The 18,498-nt window shown below is 65.3% G+C and carries 20 protein-coding genes and 1 other RNA gene; 10 read left to right on the plus strand and 11 right to left on the minus strand.

From position 1 onward, the window contains the following. Positions 1-147: 147 nt before the first annotated feature. Positions 148-2,679: a hypothetical protein gene (locus VK792_RS01535; protein WP_326295544.1), complete on the minus strand. Its 2,532-nt coding sequence runs from the start codon at positions 2,677-2,679 to the stop codon at positions 148-150. A gap of 177 nt (positions 2,680-2,856) precedes the next feature. Here VK792_RS01535 and VK792_RS01540 point away from each other — a divergent pair, with 177 nt between their 5' ends. Continuing rightward, positions 2,857-3,516, plus strand: a complete 660-nt coding sequence (locus tag VK792_RS01540) for an SIMPL domain-containing protein (RefSeq protein ID WP_326295545.1) — start codon at positions 2,857-2,859, stop codon at positions 3,514-3,516. Between the two features lie 67 nt (positions 3,517-3,583). Here VK792_RS01540 and VK792_RS01545 read toward each other — a convergent pair whose 3' ends face one another. From VK792_RS01545 to VK792_RS01555, 3 genes are all read right to left on the minus strand, one after another. Next, entirely contained in the window at positions 3,584-4,876 is a 1,293-nt protein-coding gene (locus tag VK792_RS01545) for an O-acetylhomoserine aminocarboxypropyltransferase/cysteine synthase family protein (RefSeq protein ID WP_326295547.1), read from the minus strand. Between the two features lie 189 nt (positions 4,877-5,065). Beyond that, positions 5,066-5,797, minus strand: a complete 732-nt coding sequence (locus VK792_RS01550; RefSeq protein WP_326295548.1) for a hypothetical protein — start codon at positions 5,795-5,797, stop codon at positions 5,066-5,068. Between the two features lie 523 nt (positions 5,798-6,320). Continuing rightward, entirely contained in the window at positions 6,321-7,325 is a 1,005-nt protein-coding gene (locus VK792_RS01555) for a GT-B fold glycosyltransferase domain-containing protein (protein ID WP_326295549.1), read from the minus strand. Between the two features lie 123 nt (positions 7,326-7,448). Between VK792_RS01555 and VK792_RS01560 the strand changes: the two genes are divergently transcribed. Then, a complete protein-coding gene (locus VK792_RS01560) occupies positions 7,449-7,949 on the plus strand; it encodes a hypothetical protein (protein ID WP_326295550.1) in 501 nt (166 codons plus the stop codon). A gap of 9 nt (positions 7,950-7,958) precedes the next feature. Here the strand turns inward: VK792_RS01560 and VK792_RS01565 are convergent, their stop codons facing one another. Together VK792_RS01565 and VK792_RS01570 are read right to left on the minus strand one after the other, a co-directional pair. Beyond that, entirely contained in the window at positions 7,959-8,666 is a 708-nt protein-coding gene (locus VK792_RS01565; protein WP_326295552.1) for a CPBP family glutamic-type intramembrane protease, read from the minus strand. Positions 8,667-8,753: 87 nt separating this feature from the next. Next, complete coding sequence (locus tag VK792_RS01570) at positions 8,754-9,446, minus strand: metal-dependent hydrolase (RefSeq protein ID WP_326295554.1); 693 nt, start codon at positions 9,444-9,446, stop codon at positions 8,754-8,756. Positions 9,447-9,672: 226 nt separating this feature from the next. Between VK792_RS01570 and gatC the strand changes: the two genes are divergently transcribed. From gatC to VK792_RS01605, 7 genes are all read left to right on the plus strand, one after another. Continuing rightward, positions 9,673-9,960, plus strand: coding sequence for an Asp-tRNA(Asn)/Glu-tRNA(Gln) amidotransferase subunit GatC (gene gatC / locus VK792_RS01575; protein WP_326295556.1), 288 nt, complete (start codon positions 9,673-9,675; stop codon positions 9,958-9,960). Further along, entirely contained in the window at positions 9,960-11,447 is a 1,488-nt protein-coding gene (gatA, locus tag VK792_RS01580; RefSeq protein ID WP_326295558.1) for an Asp-tRNA(Asn)/Glu-tRNA(Gln) amidotransferase subunit GatA, read from the plus strand. Before gatC ends, gatA begins: the two co-directional genes overlap by 1 nt. A gap of 34 nt (positions 11,448-11,481) precedes the next feature. Next, complete coding sequence (locus VK792_RS01585) at positions 11,482-12,183, plus strand: hypothetical protein (protein ID WP_326295560.1); 702 nt, start codon at positions 11,482-11,484, stop codon at positions 12,181-12,183. Next, complete coding sequence (locus tag VK792_RS01590) at positions 12,180-12,857, plus strand: N-acetylmuramoyl-L-alanine amidase (RefSeq protein ID WP_494337871.1); 678 nt, start codon at positions 12,180-12,182, stop codon at positions 12,855-12,857. The genes VK792_RS01585 and VK792_RS01590 overlap by 4 nt, the downstream gene beginning before the upstream one ends. A 12-nt stretch (positions 12,858-12,869) precedes the next feature. Further along, positions 12,870-13,262: RNase P RNA component class A (gene rnpB / locus VK792_RS01595), an RNA gene on the plus strand. Positions 13,263-13,419: 157 nt separating this feature from the next. Further along, positions 13,420-13,587, plus strand: coding sequence for a 50S ribosomal protein L33 (rpmG, locus tag VK792_RS01600; RefSeq protein ID WP_008885060.1), 168 nt, complete (start codon positions 13,420-13,422; stop codon positions 13,585-13,587). A 112-nt stretch (positions 13,588-13,699) separates the two neighbouring features. Further along, positions 13,700-14,221 carry a GNAT family N-acetyltransferase gene (locus tag VK792_RS01605; protein WP_326295564.1) on the plus strand — a complete coding sequence of 174 codons (522 nt, stop codon included), beginning with the start codon at positions 13,700-13,702 and terminating at the stop codon, positions 14,219-14,221. Positions 14,222-14,227: 6 nt separating this feature from the next. On the opposite strand, the gene VK792_RS01610 is transcribed toward VK792_RS01605, so the two are convergent. From VK792_RS01610 to VK792_RS01620, 3 genes are all read right to left on the minus strand, one after another. Next, positions 14,228-14,686: a cupin domain-containing protein gene (locus tag VK792_RS01610; RefSeq protein WP_326295565.1), complete on the minus strand. Its 459-nt coding sequence runs from the start codon at positions 14,684-14,686 to the stop codon at positions 14,228-14,230. A 77-nt stretch (positions 14,687-14,763) separates the two neighbouring features. Then, positions 14,764-15,504, minus strand: a complete 741-nt coding sequence (locus tag VK792_RS01615; protein ID WP_326295566.1) for a Bax inhibitor-1/YccA family protein — start codon at positions 15,502-15,504, stop codon at positions 14,764-14,766. A gap of 118 nt (positions 15,505-15,622) precedes the next feature. After that, positions 15,623-15,847 (minus strand): DUF1127 domain-containing protein, encoded by a 225-nt coding sequence (locus VK792_RS01620; RefSeq protein ID WP_326295568.1) that lies wholly within the window; start codon positions 15,845-15,847, stop codon positions 15,623-15,625. A gap of 123 nt (positions 15,848-15,970) precedes the next feature. Here VK792_RS01620 and VK792_RS01625 point away from each other — a divergent pair, with 123 nt between their 5' ends. Beyond that, positions 15,971-16,819 carry a LysR family transcriptional regulator gene (locus VK792_RS01625; protein WP_326295569.1) on the plus strand — a complete coding sequence of 283 codons (849 nt, stop codon included), beginning with the start codon at positions 15,971-15,973 and terminating at the stop codon, positions 16,817-16,819. 93 nt (positions 16,820-16,912) lie between these two features. Here the strand turns inward: VK792_RS01625 and ribD are convergent, their stop codons facing one another. Both ribD and nrdR read right to left on the minus strand, forming a co-directional pair. Then, positions 16,913-18,007, minus strand: a complete 1,095-nt coding sequence (gene ribD, locus VK792_RS01630; protein ID WP_326295571.1) for a bifunctional diaminohydroxyphosphoribosylaminopyrimidine deaminase/5-amino-6-(5-phosphoribosylamino)uracil reductase RibD — start codon at positions 18,005-18,007, stop codon at positions 16,913-16,915. Next, entirely contained in the window at positions 18,004-18,471 is a 468-nt protein-coding gene (gene nrdR / locus VK792_RS01635) for a transcriptional regulator NrdR (RefSeq protein WP_326295572.1), read from the minus strand. The genes ribD and nrdR overlap by 4 nt, the downstream gene beginning before the upstream one ends. Positions 18,472-18,498: the final 27 nt, after the last annotated feature.

The raw sequence follows: 18,498 nt of genomic DNA on the forward strand, positions 1-18,498 counted from the left end.
CGGGAAGGGCCGGGTCCTACCAGATCGGTGCGGCCCGGTTTTTCGTTTCAGGCGGTACAGTGGGGGTGTTGCGCGGATCGTACGGTTCGATCCAAAAACTGTACAGGTCAGGCCTGCGCATCCCCGGACAAGCGCCGGGGCTGCGGCTCAGGGCATCTTGATGGTGACGTTTTTGCCGCGCTTCACATAGCGCAGCTGGTCTTCGCCGATGGCGGCGACCTCGCCTCCGTCCAGCCGGTCGCCGACCTTGACCTTCTTGTAGCGGCCATTGGCCAGACGGACCAGGGCGCGGCGGCTGGAGGGTTTGCCATAGACCCCGATCAGGTTGATGTCGTTCAGCCGGATCGCGTTCTTGACCGTGGCCTGTTTGGCCACGCTGGCCGAGGACGGGATCGACGGCGCGACGCTGCGCGGGGTCACGGCCGCGGCCTGGGTCACCTCGGCTTCTGCCGGGGCGGACTTGCGGGCCTCTTGCACGATGGCGGCGAAGTTGCGCGGGCGTTGCAGCGGCTTTGTCGAGACCTTTACCGCCTGGGCGGTGGCGGTGGTGTCCTGTTCATCGACCTCTTTCTGGGTGACGGTGCGGGCCTTGGGGCGCACGCGTCCCAGTTCGGCGCGGCTGAACCCGCCCAGTTGGGCACGTTCAGCGCTTTCCACCAGCCCTTCGGGCCGGGGGCGTGGACGGGCGGCGGCCAGGCGGGCGCGTTCGGCCAGAAGTTCGGGGGATTCGTTCAGCAGCGCCGCCTCTGCCGGGCGCAGCGGCGGCACGACCGGCGGCTTGCCGGCATAGATCATGATGCCGTCGGGGTTCATCGCGCCTTCGGGCGTGGCCACCACGACCCCGCGCGCGTCAAGCGTGAACCGGACACCCGGCGGCGCCGGGTTGACCTGCGGCGCCAGGGCGGCATCGCGCAGCATCGATTTGGCATCGGGCAGGGCGACGGCATCCTGCACGTCGACCGCGGTGTCGATCGACGCGGAATAGACATTGTCGACCGGATCAATGCCGGGCAGGTCGGGGGCAATCGGCGCGCGCTGCCAGATGCCGGTGGCGGCATAGGTCGCTTCGGCCTGCTCGGGGGTCAGCAGCACCTCTGGCAGGGCGGGGGCGGGCAACGGCAACAGCGGGGTATCGACCGGGGTTTCCAACGCGGCGAGTTCGACCATCGCCTCGTCTTCGTCCTGCGGCGGGGTGGCGTCGGCCTGTGCCGGGGCCAGCGTGCCGACCGCACCGGCGGGCAGTTCGGTGACGACCGGCTCGTCGCTCTTGGACGGGAAGAACCGCGCCAGCCCGTCGTCAAGGAAAACCGAGGCCCAGGCCGCGACGCCCGCCAGGAACAGCAGAAGAATCGCGGTCAGCATCAGGCCAAGGAAGCGCGGCTTGCCGCCGACGCGGGCCTGTTCGCGCGCGCCAAAGACGGTCATGCGCTGACGCTCTGCCTCTGCTGGGTCAAGCGCGGCAGCGGCGGCCCCGGTGGCGGCGGGCTCTGGGGTGGCCTGCGTCTTGCGTGCCAGCAACGCGGTGGTCAGCGCGCGTTTCGGGCTGTCCTTGGGTGTGGCGGCGCTGGTGGCGGGGGCGGGGGCGGGCGGCACCAATTCGTGCACCGCGGGCATGTCCGGCACATCGTCCAGCACCTCTGGCGTTCTGGCGGCGGCCACGGCGGGCGCCGCCGGTTCGGCCTTGGGGGACTTGCGGCGACTGAAGAACCCCAACGGTCGGCGCGCGGCGCTGGCGGGTTCGGGGATCGACGGGGCCGAAAGTTCGCCCGAGCCCGACTTTGCCTCGGCCGTGAAGGACAGGCGCGGCTTGGACTTGAACGCCGGGGGGGGCATGTCGTCGTCATCGCCCCGCCTGGGCGCGGCGAGCGTTGGCGCGGCCTTGACGGCGGGCGCATCGCGGGCGACGCCATCCAGCCGGGGCGCGCTGCCAGCGGCATCGCGCTGGGCGCGAATGCTGGTGAACGCGACGGGGGCCGGGTCAGGTGCAGCGTCTGGAACAGCGTCTGGTGCAATGTCGGCAACAGTGGCGCTGGGCGCGGCGGGGGGCGCGGGTTTGGGGGGCGGTACGGGCGCGGCCTGTTCCACGGGGGGCGGGGTTTCTTTCTGCGCCGGTTTCTCGGCCGGTGCGGTCTCTGGCTCGGGCGGCGGGACGTCAATGATCACCAGCGCCTCGGCCTCGCGCTCGGGCGAGGGGCCGGACCAGCCGGAGGCCGGACCGAAATAAACCTCTCCGGCGAAGTCTCCGGGGGCGGCGGCCGCGGCGTGGCTGACCGGTTCGAAATGGTGGCCAGAGGCGAACATCTCGGCCTCTGTCAGGGTTTCGCGCGCCACGGCGGCGATCATCACCTTGCCGCCGGCGACCGAGTAGTCGAACACAAGATCCTTGACCGCGTAGGGCGTGGCCCCGTCCAGCGCCTGCCGGATTCGCGCGATCAGCGCGTCGCCGTTCAGCCCTTCGTCGGGCAGCGACAAATAGCGGATCTGTTCGTTGGGGATGATCAGCTTGACCTTGCCGCCTTCGGTGGATGCGGCATCGGCCATCTCGCGCAGGCGTTTGAGCGCCGCGTTCAGGTCGGGCACATCCAGTGCGGTTTCACCCATAACATACCAGTCCCGCTGCGCACGGCGCAGCAAGGCAATACCCTCGAAGGACAGGGACAACGCAAAGTTCGTTTTCATGGCTTCATTTTATCACCTGTACCGGCTGGGGGGGAGTCCCCCTGCACTGCCCGTCGGCCCGCGCGGCGATGTTTTGCCAAGTTTTTTCCAAGGAACTTGCCGAGCGCCGCGTCAGACCTGACAGTGAAGCAAAAAACTTGCCTGAAAGGAAAAGATATGCGGGTTTTTATCTGTTTTTTGAGTGTTTGGCTTTTCGCCGCGGTGGGGGTGCAGGCGCAGGAGTTGCGTCAGATCACCGTGACGGGTGAAGGCGTTGCGGCCGCCGTGCCGGACATGGCAACGATCAGCCTGGGTGTCAGCCACCGAGCCGACAGCGCCGAGGCCGCGATGGACCAGGTGTCGCAAAGCGTGGCGGCGATCCTTGACCTGCTGCCCCGATTCGGAATCGACGCGCGGGATATGCAGACCAGCGGGCTGTCGCTTTACCCGGTGTTTGCCAGCGCCTCGGTCAGTGGGGCGGACCGGATCACCGGGTTCGAGGCCAGCAATGGCGTAACCCTTCGGGTGCGGGATCTGGACCAGTTGGGCGCCGCGCTGGAGGCGGTGCTGAAGACCGGGGCCAACCGGTTGAGCGGGCTGAGCTTCGGGGTGCAGGAGCCTGCGCCGCTGCAAGAGGCCGCGCGGCGCGATGCGGTGGCCGACGCGATGGCGCGGGCGCAGGTCTATGCCGAGGCGGCGGGGGTCACGCTGGGGCCAGTGGTGTCGATCAGCGAAAACGGCGGCGGATATCGACCCGAGCCGATGATGATGGCGGCGCGGGCCGATAGCGTTCCTGTCGCCGCCGGAGAGGCGACGATCAGCGCCTCGGTGACCATGGTGTTCGCGCTCGCGGACTGAGGCCGCCACGTCGCCCGGCAGGTCGAAAAACCCCGTGCCGCGAGGGATTGCGGCACGGAGGTGCGGCTTAGGCGTGCGCGGCTTTCAGCGCCTGGTCCAGATCGGCGATCAGGTCTGCGGGATCCTCGGTGCCGATGGAAATCCGCACCACGTTGGGCGCGGCCCCGGCGGCGACCTGTTGTTCAGGCGACAACTGGCGGTGCGTGGTCGAGGCCGAGTGGATCACCAGCGACCGGGTATCGCCCAGATTGGCAACATGGCTGAAAATTTCCAGCTCTTCCACGAACTTGACGCAGGCGTCATAGCCGCCCTTCAGCGCCACGGTGAACAGCGCGCCCGCGCCCTTGGGGCAGATCCGCGCCACCCGGTCGTGATAGGGAGAGGACGGCAGCCCGGCATAGGTCACGCCGGCAACGGCATCATGGCCTTCAAGCCATTCGGCCACCTGACGGGCATTGGCCACGTGCTTTTCCATCCGCAGCGACAGGGTTTCCGTCCCCATCAGCGTATAATGCGCCGCCTGCGGGTTCAGCGTCATGCCCAGGTCGCGCAGACCGATGGCAATGCCGTGGAAGGTAAAGGCGAGGCTGCCGAAGGTTTCGTGGAATTTCAGCCCGTGATAGGCGGGTTCAGGGGCCGACAGGGACGGGAACTTGTCGCTGGCGGACCAGTCGAATTTGCCCGAGTCGATCACCACACCGCCGGTGACGGTGCCATTGCCGGTCAGGTACTTGGTCATCGAATGCACCACCAGTGTCGCGCCGTGTTCGATCGGGCGGCAGAGGTAGGGCGTGGCCGAGGTGTTGTCGACGATCAGCGGCAGTCCGGCCTTGTCGGCAATCGCGGCAATGGCATCGAGATCGGTGATATAGCCGCCGGGGTTGGCGATGGATTCGCAGAACACCGCCCGGGTGTTGTCGTCAATCGCCGCTGCGACCGCGTCCAGATCGTCGAAATCGACGAATTTGCAGGACCAGCCAAAGCGTTTGATGGTCTGGCTGAACTGGGTGATCGTGCCGCCATACAGGCGGGTCGAGGCGACGATGTTCAGCCCCGGCGCCATCAGCGGGAACAGCGCCATGATCTGTGCCGCGTGGCCGGACGAACAGCACACCGCGCCAACGCCGCCTTCCAGCGTGGCCATGCGTTCCTGCAGGACGGCCACGGTCGGGTTGGTCAGGCGGGAATAGATAAAGCCCACTTCCTGAAGGTTGAAAAGCGCGGCGGCGTGTTCGGCGTCACGGAACACATAGGCCGTGGTCTGGTAGATCGGCGTCTGGCGTGCGCCGGTGGCCGGGTCGGGCCGCGCCCCGGCGTGGATTTGCAGCGTATCGAAACCGAATTCAGGTGCGTCCGACATGGGTCTCTCTCTCCCCTTGATGCGACAATGCGCCAAAGGCTTAGGCGATTGGCCGGGTCGGAACAACGGGGGAGGAGAAAAAGAAACAAAATGCCGGACGGACGGGGCGGACCGGAAAAATTGCCCGCGCCCCGGCTTTGGGCCGGAACGCGGGCCTTGTCTGATGCCGGTCAGGGCAAACGCCCGTGCTCAGCGCCCGCCACCATCGCCGCCGCCGCTATCGCTGGAGGTGCGGGTGCCGTCCTTGGTGTTGACGCTGACCGTGGCGGATTCCGCGTTCTTTTCGAAGTCGTATTGCTTGATCGCCAAGCTGCATCCGATGGCGCTGTTCATCTCGCAATCCAGCATCTTTCCGTCATGCTTAACCTGCCAGGTGTCGCCCTTGACCACCTGAAGCGTGACCGGTTTCTTGTCGTCGATGGCATAGTCATAGGCCTCGTCGGTGTCCTCTGCGACCTCGGGCAGGTCGGGATCGTTCAGCGTGGTTTGCGCTGCTTCGGCCTTGGCCGGGGCGGGCTGGACGCTGGCCACCCGTGTCCTGGTGCGTTGCTCCGCCGCGGTATCGACGGCGCTGCGTTCGGCGCTGGCGTCATCAAGCGCCGCTTCGCAGTCGCGGGCCGACGTGCCGTTGCAGTCGATCAGGGTTTCGGCGGCGATCCCGCCGCCGTCATCGGCCACGAAGTAGCGCACTTTCGGTCCGTCGTCGGTTTGAACGACCGGGTATTGCAGCCCCTTGTAGCCCACAAGCGTCGTGCTGGACGAAACACGCGGATCACGGTCAAGCGCGTTCAGGTGTGCCTTGGGATCCTCGCTGTTGGTATTGCTGGTAAACGCCCCTTCATAGACCCGTTCACAGGCTCCTGTGGTCAAGATTGTGACCCCCGCGCAGCCGATCATGAGCGATCTAAGCGTCATTGGCATCATAACACTCCCTTTGTTCCAAAGTCAGTGCGCGTTCCACGCCCAAGTATAGCGTGCCGGGCGCTTGCCACGCTTTGAGCAGGGGCAAGTTCGGGCGGATGTTTTGTGTGAAGGGCCGAAACGGACCAAGGCGACGCTTGAAAAGCGCCGCCTTGATTCTCGGGGCTTTGACACCCCACCGTCGCGTTCGTTTGGGAGAGAGGAAACCGCGACGGAACCGAATTTTATGGGGTCCAGAGGACCCCACGCCGCGGAAGTTTGGGAGAGAGGAAACCGCGACGTAACCGAAGTTGCCGCCTGTATATCGCCGGTCTTGAAGGTGATTCTATGACATAGGTCAAATTTCATCTGCGCCGGGCCAGATTGTTCCAGCTTATCAAGGCGCTGGCCCGAGGTGTGAGAATTGAATTAAGTTTTTGATATATATTGTAAATATGATGTGTTGGCTGTTTCGGGCCGCTGTGCGGAATGTTGACGTAACGTCATCTTGTTGAGATTTCTTTTTTGCCGGTGCCGGTGCCGGTCACCGCATCCACAGACCTTCGCGGCGCAACTGGTTGCGGATCGCCTGTTCGCGGCGCGGCAGATTTTGCCGGTCGAACAGCGCGCGCGTCCGGGTGCCCCAGCCATCAAGAACGAACCGCTGAAACGGGGCGTGGCCCGCCAGCACGGCGCGCAGCGTGTCATTCTGGGCCAGCGCCTCGAGCCGGTCAACGACGTGGTCGTCCTCTCGTGCATAGAGCAGGGGAAGGGTGCGGTAGTGGCAGGTCACAGAGCCGTCCAGCAATCCCGGCGGCAGCGCGTCGCGCCCGCCACCCAGGGCATGGATCACCAACGGCAACGCCACCTGGTCCAGCCACGGGTCAAGCGACTGCCCGGTCAGTTCCGGCGGCGGGGCGTCGCGGATGTCCAGCGCGTAGCGCAGGAACAGGTCGCCGAAAGCGCGCGGGCAGCGGAAAAAGAAGAAACCGGCGTTGAAATACAGATAGCGCCGCCAGACGCCGTCGGGCTGGTCGGGGTCGAGCGAGCTGTCGAAGTCCAGCCCGAAGCGGTCATAAAGCGATTTCCAGATCGCGCCATAGCCGGGGCCGTACAGGTCGGGCTTGGGCCAGGTGCCTTCGCGGCGCAGCGATGCGCCGGGCCGGTCGAAATCGAACGGGACGCGGGCCAGATCGTCCAGGATCAGCGTATCGGTGTCGAAGAACACGAAGGGCTGGTTCGGGGGCAGGGCAAACAGCGCCTCGATCTTGTTGCCATAAGGATAGGGTTGCCCGAAATGCCGGGGCGCGAAGGGCAGGATTGTTGCGCCGAGGTCGGTCAGCATCTGGCGGACGGTGTCATCCTTGATCCGGGGATCGTTCTGCCAAAGGGGGCCGGGCTGCGGCTCGGCCACGTACAGGCGCAGGGGGCGTGTTTGCGGAATGGCGTTCAGCGACGCGGCGAACAGCAGTGCTTCGTATTGCAGGCGGCCGGATTGGCCCACGATCAGAATATTGACAGTTTGCCGCGCTGCCTTGTCTTCTGTCATGGGTGTTTCAACCTTGGCCTGCGGCCCGGACGCCGGGCGGGTCAGGCAATTAGAATGCGCCCCGCCGGATCGGGCAAGCCCCCCGGCGGGAATTTGCAACATGACATTGGAAGGAAGGCGTAGATGCTACAACTGTTCTTGATTTTCATCGCCGCGGCGCTGGGCGGCGGAACCGGGGATGCGGATGCGCCTGCGGCAGAGGCCGTGGCGCCGGCCGCCCCGGTGACAGCGCAGGCGTCCCCCCTTGAAGCCGAACCGCAGGTGCCGTCGGGCAAGTTTACCACAGCGGTCGAAGTCAAGCCGATCCTGAACATGACCCGCGGCAACTGGGTCGCGGTGCGGGAATTCGACGGGCAGGATTTGCTGTACGTCACGCATCTGATGTCGTGGCGCTGCGGGTTGGTGCAACTGCGCTTTGGCGTCAACGGCAATCCGCTTCAGGTCTGGCCGCTGCCCGCCTGCCACGAAGACACCGCAGCACCCAATGCGCTGACGCCCGAGGACGGGCTGCCTTATGAACGCTTTGCGCTGGGCTCGGTGCAGAAGGTCGAAATTGAACTGACTTATGACGACCTGACCATCGAAAGCGCGAAATTCGAGCGCAAGGCAATCCTGATGCCGTGACCATGGGGCTCAGGTCCGGTCGGCCAGCAGCGTGGCAAAGATCACCACGTCCAGCCAGAAGTGGATGAAGATCGCCCAGAACAGCCCGCGCGTGTCCTGGATCGACAGGCTGATGAGCCAGGCCAGGAACGCTGCCATCAGCCCGCCGCTCAGGCCGCCGGGAACGCCCATGTAGTGCGCGCTGCCAAAGACAAGCGCCGAGGCAAAGGGCGCCACGCGGGCACAGCGGCCTGTCAGCCCTTCGACAAGTGTCCAGCGGGTCACGATTTCCTCGACCAGCGCGTTTGACGCGGCAAGCGGCACGGCAAGCGCCACTGCGGTGATCCAGGCCGCGAGCGGCGCGCCGGTTGGCCCGGCCTGGGCCAGGATCAGCCAGCCCGTTGTGGCGATACACGTGATGAGCCAGAAGGTTGTCCCGACCTTGCGCCAGCTTTCGCCGGGTTTGACCCCCAGAACCGGGATCGGGCGCGCTGGTGCTGCGGGGTGACCAATGCGCAGGACACGAAAAGAACGCCCCAGGACGACACGCATCGCCAGAACCGTCACCCCGGCCACGCCGAGCGCCGCGCTCTGGTAGTGGAAATAGGCGGCGACGCCAGGCTGGGTGTTCGGGCTGATCGCCAGGCTCAGCACCACGAGCGCAAGCGTTCCGGCAACCGCGACCGCAAGGACAGCCGCGATCCGGAGGGGCGAAGGCGTGTCGGCGCTGTGCGGCATGGCGGGGTGGGGCACTGGTCAGGCTTTGTTGACGATGTTCGGCGGGCGGCCCCGTTGCCGGGACGGCCCGCAGTTGCGCGGCAAGGATCAGAAACTGATGGGATCCAGGATCTGCGGCTCGATCACGCTGACGCCGGGCAGGCCGGCGGACAGCACTTCGGCCGATTGTTCCAGCGCCGGGAAGGTGCGGTAGTGGCCAGGGATCACCGTCTTGAAGTTGAAATAGCGCTTGGCGGCATACGCGGCCCCGGCCATGTCCATGGTATAGAAACCGCCCGCGCTCAGGATGCCGATGTCGGGTTTGTAGTAGTCCGCGATCCAGTCCATGTCGGCCATGATCGTTGTGTCGGAGGAGTGATAGATCACGTGGCCTTCGCCGGCGATGATCAACCCGGTTTCCGGCCCCATGTAGCGGCGGCGGTCATCGACCATCATCGACGAGGAATGCGATGCGGGCACGATCGATACCTTGACGTTGCCAAAACTGACGGTGCCCCCCTTGTTGAAGGCCATGCCTTCGCCCGCGCCCTGCGCGTGCAGTGTCAACGCCAGTTCATAAATGCCCGAGACCGGCGCGCCGGTGCGTTTCGAGACTTCGACCACGTCGGCCGTGTGGTCGAAATGGCCGTGGGTCACGAGGATCTGGGTGGCGCCGCCAATCGCGGCCTCGTACTGGTCTTCGTTCAGCATCGGGTTGTTGTGCAGCCAAGGATCGATCAACAGGACCTGGTCTTCGATCTCGATCCGGAAACTGCCGTGGCCGAGCCAGATGATGTTCATGTCGGTGTCCTTCCTGTTGGCGTAGGTCTTGGGTTTTGGGATTAGAATGACGGGCGTTTCCGTCTGTGGCAAGGGGGGGAGCGAGGGGCCAGCCCCTCGCGCTCCCCAGGATATTTTCAGCAAGATGATGGGAACAGGGCGGAATGGGGGCAGGGCGCTTGCGGGCGGGCGCGCGCGGGGGTAAACGCGGGTCTTGAACGTTTGTGATGCGAAAGGTCGAACGCCCATGTCGATTGACATCGAGACCGCCGCAAAGGTGGCGAAACTGGCCCGGATCAAGGTCGAGGACGACGCGCTGCCCGCGCTGGCGCAGGAATTTTCCAACATCCTGGATTTCATCGAGCAGTTGAACGAGGTTGATGTCGCGGGTGTCGAGCCGATGGTGTCGGTGACGCCGATGCGGCTGAAGCGCCGCAAGGACGGGGTGACCGATGGCAACATGCAGGCCAAGGTGCTGTCGAACGCGCCCGATGCGCGCGAGGGGTTCTTTGCCGTGCCGAAGGTGGTGGAATAATGTCTGAGCTGACGAAACTGACCGTGGCGGCGGCGCGCGACGCGCTGCGTGCGGGCGAGGTGAGCAGCGTCGAGCTGACCGAGGCCTGTCTGAGCGCGATCGAGGGCGCGGACGCGCTGGGCGCCTTTGTGCACAAGACACCCGAGATTGCCCGCGCGCAGGCGGCGGCGGCGGATGCCCGGATCAAGGCGGGCGATGCGCCCAAGATGTGCGGCATCCCGATGGGGATCAAGGACCTGTTCTGCACCAAGGGCGTGCCGAGCCAGGCCGCGAGCCGGATCCTGAAGGGGTTCAGGCCCGAGTATGAATCGACGGTCAGCCAGAAGCTGTTCGATGCCGGCACCGTCATGCTGGGCAAGCTCAACATGGACGAATTCGCCATGGGATCTTCGAACGAGACCTCGTGCTATGGCAACGCGGTCAACCCGTGGCGGCGCGGGAATGACGAGGCGGCGCTGACGCCGGGCGGGTCTTCGGGCGGATCGGCCTCGGCCGTGGCAGCGGACCTGTGCCTTGCGGCGACCGGCACCGATACCGGCGGCTCGATCCGCCAGCCGGCGGCGTTTACCGGTATTACCGGCATCAAGCCGACCTATGGCCGGTGTTCGCGCTGGGGCATCGTGGCGTTTGCGTCGTCGCTGGACCAGGCCGGGCCGATGACCAAATCGGTGCGCGACGCGGCCATCGTGCTGGAGGCGATGTGCGGCCACGACCCGAAGGATTCCACCAGCGCCGATCTGCCGGTGCCGGATTTCGAAGCCATGTTGACCGGTGACATCAAGGGCAAGACCATCGGGATTCCGCAGGAATACCGCATGAACGGCATGCCCGAAGAGATCGAGGCGCTGTGGGCCGATGGCACCGCGATGCTGAAGGACGCAGGCGCCCGGATCGTCGATATTAGCCTGCCGCACACCAAGTATGCGCTGCCTGCCTATTACGTGATCGCGCCGGCCGAGGCATCGTCGAACCTGGCCCGTTACGACGGGGTGCGCTATGGCCACCGGGCCAAGCTGGCGCAAGGCGATGGCATCACCGAGATGTATGAAAAAACCCGTGCCGAGGGGTTCGGGCACGAGGTGCAGCGCCGGGTCATGGTGGGCACCTATGTGCTGTCGGCCGGGTTCTATGACGCCTATTACAACCGCGCGCGCAAGGTGCGGACGCTGATCAAGAAGGACTTTGAGGATGTGTTCGCGCAAGGGGTCGATGCGATCCTGACACCCGCGACGCCCTCGGCGGCCTTTGGCCTGGACGAGATGTCGGATGCCGATCCGGTGCAGATGTACCTGAACGACGTGTTCACCGTCACGGTGAACCTGGCCGGTCTGCCGGGCATTGCGGTGCCCGCGGGGCTGGACAAGCAGGGGCTGCCGCTGGGGCTGCAATTGATCGGCCGCCCGTGGGAGGAAGGCGATCTGCTGAATATCGCTTATGCTCTTGAGGAAGCTGCCGGATTTGTGGCCAAACCGGCGAAATGGTGGTAAAACCTGCGAAAAATCGCGGGCGGAAGGGCAGCGAATGAAGCGAATTATCCTTTGTGGTGCGGCAGTTGCCGCCTTGTCGGCGTGCCAGCCGTCGGTGCCCGACAGCGCTGCGGGCGTGGGATTTGGCGACTATGGCGCCTATCAGCAAGAGCGCGCACAGCGCGATGCTGCGCTGACGGGCGGCCAATACGTGCCGCCGCCGGCGACAGTGACCGCCACGCCGCTGGACGGGACCGAGGCGCAGGCTGCGGCTCAGGCGCGGGCCCTGAACTCTGGCGTCGATCCGGTCAATGCCTCGCCGCAGAACCCGGCGCCCGCGGTGGTGACGAATTCCGTCGGTCTGTCCGGCGAGAACGATTTTGCGGCGGTGTCGAACCAGCGCACGATCAAGGACGACGCGGCCCGCATCGCCCAGAACCGGGCGCAGTATACCGTGGTGCAGCCGACCGAACTGCCCAGCCGTCCGGGAACGACCGGGCCCAACATCGTCGAATTCGCGCTGGCGACCGACAATCCGAAGGGTGTGCAGCTGTACAAGCGGTCGTCACTGTCGGGTGAGGCGCGGTATGTCCGGGCCTGCCGCGCGTACGAATCGTCGGACATGGCGCAGATCGACTTTCTGTCGAACGGTGGACCGGAGCGCGACCGCAAGGGCGTGGACCCCGATGGCGACGGATATGCCTGCGACTGGGATCCGGCACCGTTCCGGCTGGTGCGTCAGGGCGCGGGCAACTGACGCCGGTCTGGTATCCATCCCCCAATTTCGGGCCGCGCCGGGATGCGGCGCTGCCTGACATCGTGGTTCTGCATTACACCGCCATGACCAGCGCCGAAGCGGCGCGGGATTGGTTGTGCCACACCGACGCGCAGGTGTCCGCCCATTACGTTATTGCCGAGGACGGGCGCTGCTGGCAGTTGGTCGCCGAAGATCAGCGCGCCTGGCATGCCGGGGCGGGGCAATGGGGGGCGGTTGCGGATGTCAATTCCCGCTCGATCGGGATCGAACTGGCCAATACCGGCAGTCAGCCGTTTTCCGAGCCGTTGATGGCGGCGCTGGAAGCACTTTTGCAGGAAATCCTGAAACGCTGGGCGATCCCGCCTTGGCGGGTGATTGGCCATTCCGACATGGCGCTGGGGCGCAAGATCGACCCCGGTCCGCGGTTCGACTGGCGCCGGCTGGCACGGCAGGGGTTGGCCGTCTGGCCGGCCCCGGCAACAGCGGGGGATTTTCTGTCTGACGCGCGGCGCTTTGGCTATGCCCTGGCCGCGGGGCAGGAGGATGCGCTGCTGGCCGCGTTTCGCGCCCGGTTCCGCCCCGGTGCGCATGGCCCGCAGGACGCCGTGGATGCGGCGCTGATGGCTGACCTTGCGGCGCGCTATCCTGTTGACCGCCCGCCGCTGGTCGCCTAAGCGGGCGGGTGCGCGGAGGGCTGGATGGCCGCTTTGGCGGGGGCCTCCCCGCCAGGGAGGAAAGTCCGGACTCCCTGAAGCAACGGTGCCGGGTAACGCCCGGGCAAGGCAACTTGACGGAAAGCGCCACAGAGAACAGTCAGCCCCGGTCCGCCGGGGTCACGGTGAAACGGTGGGGTAAGAGCCCACCGGGGGGCTGGCAACAGCTCCCGCATGGCAAGCCCCACCGGGAGCAATGCCAAATAGGGACCCCGCGCGGGCTGATCCTTTCGGGGATATCGCCGCAGGCAGCTTCAGCCGAGGGGTCCGGGTTGGCAGCTAAAGCCGGTCGGCAACGGCCGGACAAGAGGAATGGTCATCGCCCCCACGGGGGTACAGAATCCGGCTTACAGGCCCTCCGCGCACCATAGGGGCCGATTTTTCGCCGAAAATCGTTTGCAGGCCCCTGTTGCGGCGCCGTGATCCCAAGAATCCGGCTTGACTCGGGGCGGGGCATCAGTAGAACCGCGCGAACAGATGAATTTTGCGGGCGCCCCGTCGTGCCCGGTGCAGGAGACGACCCATGGCGAAGCCGACCACCATCAAGATCCGCCTGAACTCGAGCGCAGGCACGGGCCACTTCTATGTGACCAAGAAAAACGCACGCACCATGACCGAGAAGATGACCGTACGCAAGTACGACCCGGTCGCGCGCAAGCACGTCGAATACAAGGAAGGCAAGATCAAGTAATCTGCCCCTTGAATGTCAGACGAAACGCCGCGCGGGCCAGGGCCAGCGCGGCGTTTTTCTTTGACGAAGACATGCCCGCCCCGGTCTCTGCCCGCTGCCAAGGAGAGAGATCATGGCGTTGTGTTCCACACCTTCCCTGAGCATCCGTCCCGGCGGCCCCGCCGATCTTGCGGCGGTCGACGCGCTGCTGACCCGCAGCTATCCGGCGCTGCTGGCGCAGGACTATACCCCCGAGGTACTGGCGCTGGCCCTGCCGGTGATCTGCCGCGCACAGCCGCACCTGGTGACCTGTGGCAGCTATTTCCTGGCCCATGACGGGCCCGAACTGGTTGCCGCCGGGGGCTGGACGCCGAACGCGCCGCAGGGCCGGGCAGGGCCCGCCCATATCGGCCACATCCGCCACGTCGTGACCGACCACCGGCGCGTGCGGCAAGGGGTGGGCCGGCGGTTGCTGACCCACGCCATGGCCGATGCGCGGGCGCAGGGCATCCGGGTTCTGCATTGTCATTCGACCCTGACGGCAGAGCCGTTCTATGCCGCGCTCGGCTTTCGCAAGGTGGCTGCGATTGATCTGCGGCTGCGCCCCGGTGTCCTGTTCCCGGCAACGCATATGGTGGCCGACATCGCTGCCTGAAGCGGATCAGCCATAAGGCGAGGCGGCCGGATGTCCGTCGAAATCGGTCCAGATGCGGGCGTCGCGTTCGCGGTCGACCTGAAGCACGCGGGCGTGGTCAGGATAGGTGACGGTGTCGCGCGCCGCGCGGGTACCGATCACCAGATAGCGCACCGGGGCATCGGTGCGGTTTTCCAGGCAGTGTCCAAGCGCGTCCCCGGCCTTGAACGTCGCCGCGTCGCCCTGGGACAGGACGGTCTCTGAATCGCCTTCGATCAGCGTCACGGTGCCTGCCAGGACAAAGACCATCTCGTCCTCGTCGGTATGCCAGTGTTTGATCGAGGAGCGGGACCCCGGCGCCAGTATCTCGACAAAGGCGCCAAACTGGGTCAGCCCGCCGGTGTCGGAAAACAGCAGCGCCTCGAACGGGCCGCAAACCCCGTTGTCGGAGTCACGTCTGACGGTGTCCTCGGTGATCTTGGGCATGGTCGGTCCTTTCTGAACGAAAAAGGGCCGGTCGCTGCGACCGGCCCTTTGGCATCTCCGAGTGAGCGTACGGAGCTTTATTCGCGGTTGCCCAGCAGTTGCAGCAGGAACATGAACAGGTTGATGAAGTCCATGTACAGTTGCAGCGCGCCCATGATGGCAGCCTTGCCAAGCCATTCCTGGTCGCCATGCGCGGCATGAGCAAGATAGGTGTTCTTGATGTTCTGAGTGTCATAGGCCGTAAGACCCGCGAAGATCAGCACACCCAGGATCGACACGGCGAAGAAAATCGCGGGCGAGCCCAGGAAGATGTTGATGATCGAGGCCACGATCAGGCCGATCACGCCCATGATCAGGAACGACCCCCAACCCGAAATGTCTTTCTTGGTGGTGTAGCCCCAGAGCGACAGGCCGGCGAACGAGATCGAGGTCACAAGGAACACCTGCGCGATCGACATGCCGGTGAACGCCGCGAAAATCCACGCGATCGACAGACCCATGACAGAGGCGAACGCATAGAAGAACAACTGCGCGCCCGCCGCCGACAGGCGAGATACCGCCGCGCCGAAGGCAAAGACCATGATCAGCGGGGCAAACATCACGATCCAGCCCAGGATATTGGGCTGCAACGTCATCGGATCGCGGAACACCGAAAGCAGCGCGTCGTTCGAACCCACTGCCCAGGCCACCAGGAAGGTCAGCAGGGTGCCCACGGACATGGTGCCGTAGACCTTGTTCATATGAGCGCGCAAGCCCTCGTCAATCTGGGCGGCGCGGGCGCCTGCCGCCGTCGTCCGGATTGTGTTGTAGTCAGCCATTGATGCCTCCGAAAAGTGAAACCGCCTGCGCCTGCCCAGGGACGGACAGACGCTCTGCTTGTGATATTGGCATAGCAGAGGGAGGTTTCAAGCCTTTCGACTGTCGCCGCTGTGCAAATTATCGGTTTCCGACTAACCATTTTTCCGGGGCGTCCCAGACCGGGCGCGCGGCTTCGATCTCTGCTGCGTCACGGGTGACACCGATATCGCACAGCAGATGCGGCTCCAGCCGCGCCAGCTGGCGGCGCTGACGGTAAAGGGTATGGAGCGTCGCCAGCCGCTGAAACAAAGGCACGCGGGACGGACGCTGCAAGGGCAGGCTGTGGGTCAAAGCACGGATCATGATGCCATCCTTTCATATTTGTGATGATTTGGCGTCGTTAAATCTTGATGCTTGATATATGGTGCGCGCCAAGCCATATGTGAAACGAATGTTTCTGCTACGTTGAATCAAGAAAGTTGATGAATGCGCAATCTCGACATCACCACCCTCCGCTCGTTTGTCACCGTCGCACAGGCGGGCGGGGTGACCCGCGCCTCGGGCTTTCTGAACCTCACGCAATCTGCGGTGTCGATGCAGTTGAAACGGCTGGAGGACTTGCTGGATCTCGATCTGCTGGAACGGTCGGGCCGCACCGTCGCGCTGACGCCCGCTGGCGAACAACTGCTGGGCTATGCCCGCCGGATGGTGGAACTCAACGACGAGATCTTTGCCAGGCTGACCGACCAGATCTACGAAGGGGAAATCACCCTCGGTGTGCCACATGACATCGTCTACCCGGTGATCCCGCAGGTTCTGCAACGCTTTCACGCCGAATTCCCGCGTGTGAAAGTCCAGCTTCTGTCGTCATATACCAATTCGCTGAAGGCGCAGTATTCCCGCGGCGAGGTCGATGTGATCCTGACCACCGAATCCGGCGTCGACGAGGGTGGCGCGACCCTGAAAGAGGTGCCGCTGCGCTGGATCGGTGCGCCCGGTGGATCGGCCTGGAAGCAGCGCCCCCTGCGGCTGGCCTATTGCCGCTACTGCACCTTCCGCAACGGCGACCTGCGCAAGCTGGACGAGGCCGGGATTCCCTGGGAAATGGCGGTGGACTCCGATTCAGACCGCACCATCGAGGCGACGGTCAGCGCAGATCTTGCGATTACCTCCATGCTGGAAGGCCACGCGCCGCCGCATCTGTGCGCGATCGACACCAACGGCGCCTTGCCCGACCTCGGCGTGCAGCGCATCAACCTGTACAGCAACACCACCCGGCCCGAGATCATCGCCCCGCTGCGCGGCATGATCGAACAGGGGTTTGCGACCCTCTGACCCTCATCTTGCCACAAATATCCCGGGGGTGAGGCCGCAGGCCGAGGGGGCAGCGCCCCCTGCCGGTTTGTCGTTGAAAAATCGCTGCCCGGCTCAGGCGCGGCGCCACAGCTGCAAGACATCTGCGCCGCAGATCTCGACGCTGTCCAGCGCGAACCGCGGTGCTTCGGCCAGGGTATCGATCCCCAGCGCCCCCAGCGCCGGACGGCCTTCGGCGCCAAGGGCCATGCCGGCTGTAAACACCGCCAGCCGGTCCACCAGCCCCGCCTGTAGCAGCGACGCCGCCAATGCCCCGCCCCCTTCGCAGAACACCCGCGTCAGCCCGTTTGTCCCCAGCAGTCGCAGCACATCACCCATGTCCATCTGGCCGCCGGTCACCCGGGCTTCGATCAAATGCGCCCCGGTGTCGGCCCAGGCCGTGCGGCGGGGTCCGGTCGCACTGGGGCCGTGGCAGATCCAGACCGGGATGTCGCGCGCGGTCTGGGCCAGCGCGCTGTCGATGGGCAGGTCGAGGTGACGCGAGACCACCACGCGCAACGGTTGACGCACCGTGCCCATGCCGCGCACATTCAGCGTCGGATCGTCGGCCCGTACCGTGCCCGCCCCGACCATCACCGCATCGTGGCTCAGCCGCATGGCGTGCACCCGGCGGCGCGCCTCGGGCCCGGTGATCCACTGGCTTTCGCCGGTGGCCGTGGCAATACGGCCATCGAAGGAACAGGCCAGTTTCAGCGTCACCATCGGGCGGCCCTGTTCGACCTTGCGGAAGAACCCCTCTTGGTCGCGCAGGGCCTGATCGGCCAACACATCGGTTGTCACCGCGATCCCGGCGCTGCGCAGCCGGGCAAAGCCCTGTCCCGAAACGCGCGGATCGCTGTCCTCGAGCGCGGCAACCACCCGTGCGACGCCCGCCGTCACCAGCGCGTCGGCGCAAGGCGGGGTCTTGCCGTGATGCGCGCAGGGTTCCAGCGTGACATAGGCCGTGGCGCCGCGCGCGGTCGTACCGGCCTGGGTCAGCGCCACCACCTCGGCATGCGGACGGCCGCCGGGCTGGGTCCAGCCGCGCCCCACGATCCGGCCGTCTTTCACGATGACGCAGCCCACCGCCGGGTTGGGCCAGCAATTGCCCAACCCCCGTCGCCCCAGCGCAAGCGCATGGGCCATGTGGGCTGTGTCGTCTGCGCTCACTTCTCTGGCGTGGTATCGGGGCGCAGTTCGGAAACGAACTTGTCAAAGTCGTCCGCCGCCTGGAAGTTCTTGTAAACGCTGGCAAACCTGACATAGGCCACGGTGTCGATCCGGGCCAGGGTTTCCATCACGATCTCGCCGATCTGACTGGACTTGATGTCGGTTTCGCCCAGGCTTTCCAGCCGCCGCACGATACCGGAAATCATCTGGTCGATGCGTTCGGGTTCGATCGGGCGTTTCTGTAGCGCGATGCGGATCGAGCGTTCCAGCTTGTCCCGGTCGAAATCTTCGCGGCGGCCATTTGACTTGATCACCACCAGATCGCGCAACTGGACGCGTTCGTAGGTTGTGAAACGCCCGCCGCAGGCGGGACAGAACCGCCGCCGCCGGATTGAAACGTGGTCCTCGGCGGGCCGGGAATCCTTCACTTGGGTGTCGATGTTACCGCAAAACGGGCAGCGCATTGACCGTCCCCCTTTTTCTTCGTGTCT

It is taken from the genome of Mesobacterium hydrothermale, assembly GCF_035818635.1.
GTDB lineage: Bacteria > Pseudomonadota > Alphaproteobacteria > Rhodobacterales > Rhodobacteraceae > Mesobacterium_A > Mesobacterium_A hydrothermale.